Origin of the sequence: Streptomyces sp. SID3343 (assembly GCF_009865215.1) — a bacterium.
Lineage (GTDB): Bacteria > Actinomycetota > Actinomycetes > Streptomycetales > Streptomycetaceae > Embleya.
On sequence record NZ_WWJX01000663.1, the window covers coordinates 1 to 3,011 of the forward strand.

2 protein-coding genes and 1 pseudogene are annotated in these 3,011 nt (G+C 72.3%); 1 reads left to right on the plus strand and 2 read right to left on the minus strand.

The window, feature by feature from the left end; genetic code table 11:
• Positions 1-206: 206 nt before the first annotated feature.
• Positions 207-382, plus strand: a pseudogene (locus GT354_RS20525) (Tn3 family transposase); the annotation flags it as partial.
• Positions 383-1,133: 751 nt separating this feature from the next.
• Here the strand turns inward: GT354_RS20525 and GT354_RS55825 are convergent.
• Both GT354_RS55825 and GT354_RS20530 read right to left on the minus strand, forming a co-directional pair.
• Positions 1,134-1,268, minus strand: coding sequence for a hypothetical protein (locus GT354_RS55825; protein ID WP_272923854.1), 135 nt, complete (start codon positions 1,266-1,268; stop codon positions 1,134-1,136).
• Between the two features lie 923 nt (positions 1,269-2,191).
• Positions 2,192-2,572, minus strand: a complete 381-nt coding sequence (locus GT354_RS20530) for a hypothetical protein (protein WP_161357799.1) — start codon at positions 2,570-2,572, stop codon at positions 2,192-2,194.
• Positions 2,573-3,011 lie beyond the last annotated feature (439 nt).

Below are 3,011 nucleotides of genomic sequence, written 5' to 3' on the forward strand. Positions count from 1 at the left end.
CGGCTCTCGCGCCCCGGCGCCTCGGTCCGCGCCTCGCGCGCGGGTCGGTCGCCGGGGCGTACGGCCGACTCGTCGCCACAGGTCGGCTGATCGCGATGGCCGGGGACCGGCGCGCGGGTGGTCCGCCCGCGCAAAGCCTCGATCCCCTAACGGCGTTCGTACGCCCACCCTCTCGATCGCAGCCCCGTTGCCTGCCGGGATAGGCACTGGTCCTGAACGCGGTCGGGCTGTGGAACACCTGCTATCCGGACGCCGTGATCACCCGGCGCCGGGCCCAGGGCACGACATCAAGGACGAGGACGTGGCCAGGCTGTCGCCGCTCAAGGATCGACACGCGAACTTCCTGGGCCGCTACCGGTTCTCCTTCCGCGACGACGGCTGACCCCCTCGTGGTCGTGGTCGCGGTCGTGGCCGTAGAGACCGACCCGCCCGCCGACGCGGTCCTCACCCGCCTCGGCGGCGCGGGCGTCGGGTTCGGCAGGCGCGTCGAAGAAGTCGTAAGCGGCCGCCCGGATTCGGGCGTCGAGCCCGCGCCGCACCGGTTCGAGCAACCCCGAGCCCGATGACTCGGGCGTGGGCGTGTTCCTCCGGGTTGGCCGTGTCGTCGACGCTCACGACAGCGCCTCGGTGGTGTCGGCGGCCGGCTGCGCCTGGCGGTGGCTTCGGGAGTACCGGGCCGTCACACGGGTGACCGGGCAGCGCCCGACCACAGCGCCCAACGGTGGCCGCAGGGGAAGCGGACGTACGGCGCGAGGGGGTCGGACCACACGTCGGTGAGGATCCACCGCTCGCCGGGCGCGGGCGTGCGGCGGCACGCCGGAAAGTGCGGATCGGTCCGTAGCCCGTCGAGGTCACCTCGGGTCATCTTAGGCAGACCCTCGCGCGCCATGCCGACGCCGTACGGCCCCGGCCCTCTCGGCGCCCGCGAACCGTGAGGAGGCACACGAACGAACGGTGCAAGGTGCCACGGCGCGAATCGGGGTGCCGACAAGCCGTGGCCTCCATCGCCGGCACGGCACGGCACGGCACGACACGGCACGACACGACATGGCACGGCACGGCACGGCCTCGTTGGCGAGTAGCCATGCATCGCCCGTGCGGATGGCGAGGGGGCGCGGTCGCCCTGCGAGCGATCAGCGCCGGTTGCGCCGCACGAGCTCGACCACCCCGACGACGGCCGGCACGATTGCGAGGATCACGAAGCCGGTCGTGTTGCCGAAGTCGCCGCCGATCACAGGACCGGCGACATCGAACCGAGAAATGGGCATGGGAGGACTCCTGTTGGGGAACAGCGGGAGGCGACGAAGGAATCATCGCCCCGCCGGAGGGGGGTTGCGTGGTCTGCGCGTCGAACTCCTCGGAGGCCGGGCCAGCCGGCGGTCCGACCGCCGGCAAGCGACAGGGAACGGCGGCTTCGGGCCGGAAGGCTCCCGTGTGTCCTGCGGTGAAAACGGTCCCGACGCCTGTGGACGGCGCCGCGCGCAGGTCGCGCTTCGCCAGGCTGCCGCCGAACCGTGACCGGTTACAACGTTCTCGGCCGCACCCGCCTACGTGCTCACCTCGACGGCGCGCCCGCGAGCGACCGTGTGCCGGTCGGGTCCGCGTGGTCGACGAGGTCGCCCGCCGCATGGGCGCCCCGGTGAGGTGGCAGTGGTCGGTCTCCCCGCGGCTCATGACTGTGAGACTGCCCCAGGGTTCGCGGACGACTCCGCCCTCGCCGCGGTTGGTCACCGACAGAGCCGGTCCGTCGAGCCGGCCGGCTCACAGGAGCAGATCGGCGAAGCTCTCGGCGTCGATCACTCTCGCCCCGTTCGTCAGTCCCGATCACGGGGCGGGGGCCGCCTGTGCCCCGACGCCGGGCAACTCAACGCGGGGGATCGGGCTTTCGGCGGGCTGTCCGTTCAAGGCGACGAGGCCGCTGACGACCCCCCGACGCCGATGGCTCACCGGGAGAGGATCGTCGAAGGCGATATCAAGGCATGCATCGACACGACGTTCTGATGGATCGGGTGGCCGAGCGCGTCGACGGCCGCAAAACTGTGCGAATGGTAGACGCGTTGTCGTGGGTCGAAGTTGTCCGATTTTCCGGCCGGTGACGACTGCGACCGACGCGCCCCGGCTGCCTCGTCTCGCCGTTCGGCGCACGGCGGTTGTGTCGAAGGCGACAGATCGGGTCGAGCGGCTGCCCCAGTCAGCGGCCCGGGGCTCCGGCCCTCGCCACCCGCAGGGCCCACCACACCAGGGGGACTTGGAGCGGCAGGCGGGCGTAGGCGGCGGAACGTCGCAGAGCGGGGCGATCGTTCCAGTCGCGCGCCATCTTGACGTTCGCGGGGAACACCGCCACGAAGAAGGTGGCCGAGGCCAGGGCGCCGATGCGCCGCGTGCGCGGTACGGCCACCGCCGCCGCCAAGGCGAGTTCGGCGGCGCCGCTGAGGTGGGTCCAAGTGCGGGGGCGGCCCGGGAGAGCACCGGGAATGATTGCGTCGAACGGTCGCGGAAGCACGAAGTGGGTTACACCCGCGCCGGCCAACAGTGCGACGAGCGCGCGGGCAGACGACGATGTCGCGGTCATCCGGTCCTCCGGGGTTCGTGGTGACATGCGCGCCGGCGGTCGGCGGACCCGTCCCGAGGCTCGGCCGAACCCACCGAAGGATAACGAGAGGAACGGGTGACCACTACTCTCTCCTCGTTCGACGGCCACACCCACAGGCGAGTCCACGCGGGATCGGCGCGCGCACGGGCCGCGCCGGCCCCACGTGTCACTCGGCGGAGGGTGTCGCCCGCGATACCGGTGCGGCCCGCAGATCGGTGCGGCAAAGCCCCGCTCGGCGCGATGCGCTCGCTTGTGCGCGCCCCGCGCGGGCGGCCGCAAGTCACGCAAGGCGGGATCCGCTTCGCCGACTGCCCCGCGCCCTCGACCACTCACGGCGGTGTCCGCATTCGTCCGGCGTCAACCCTCGGGCGAACTCGCATCGGGTGGCGTCGACGGGGAGATCCGGCCTGTGGCCCGA

Bases quoted from the DNA above. Each gene is read 5' to 3' on its own strand.
- GT354_RS55825 (WP_272923854.1), bottom strand. From the start codon at position 1,268: ATGCCCATTTCTCGGTTCGATGTCGCCGGTCCTGTGATCGGCGGCGAC.
- GT354_RS20530 (WP_161357799.1), bottom strand. From the start codon at position 2,572: ATGACCGCGACATCGTCGTCTGCCCGCGCGCTCGTCGCACTGTTGGCC.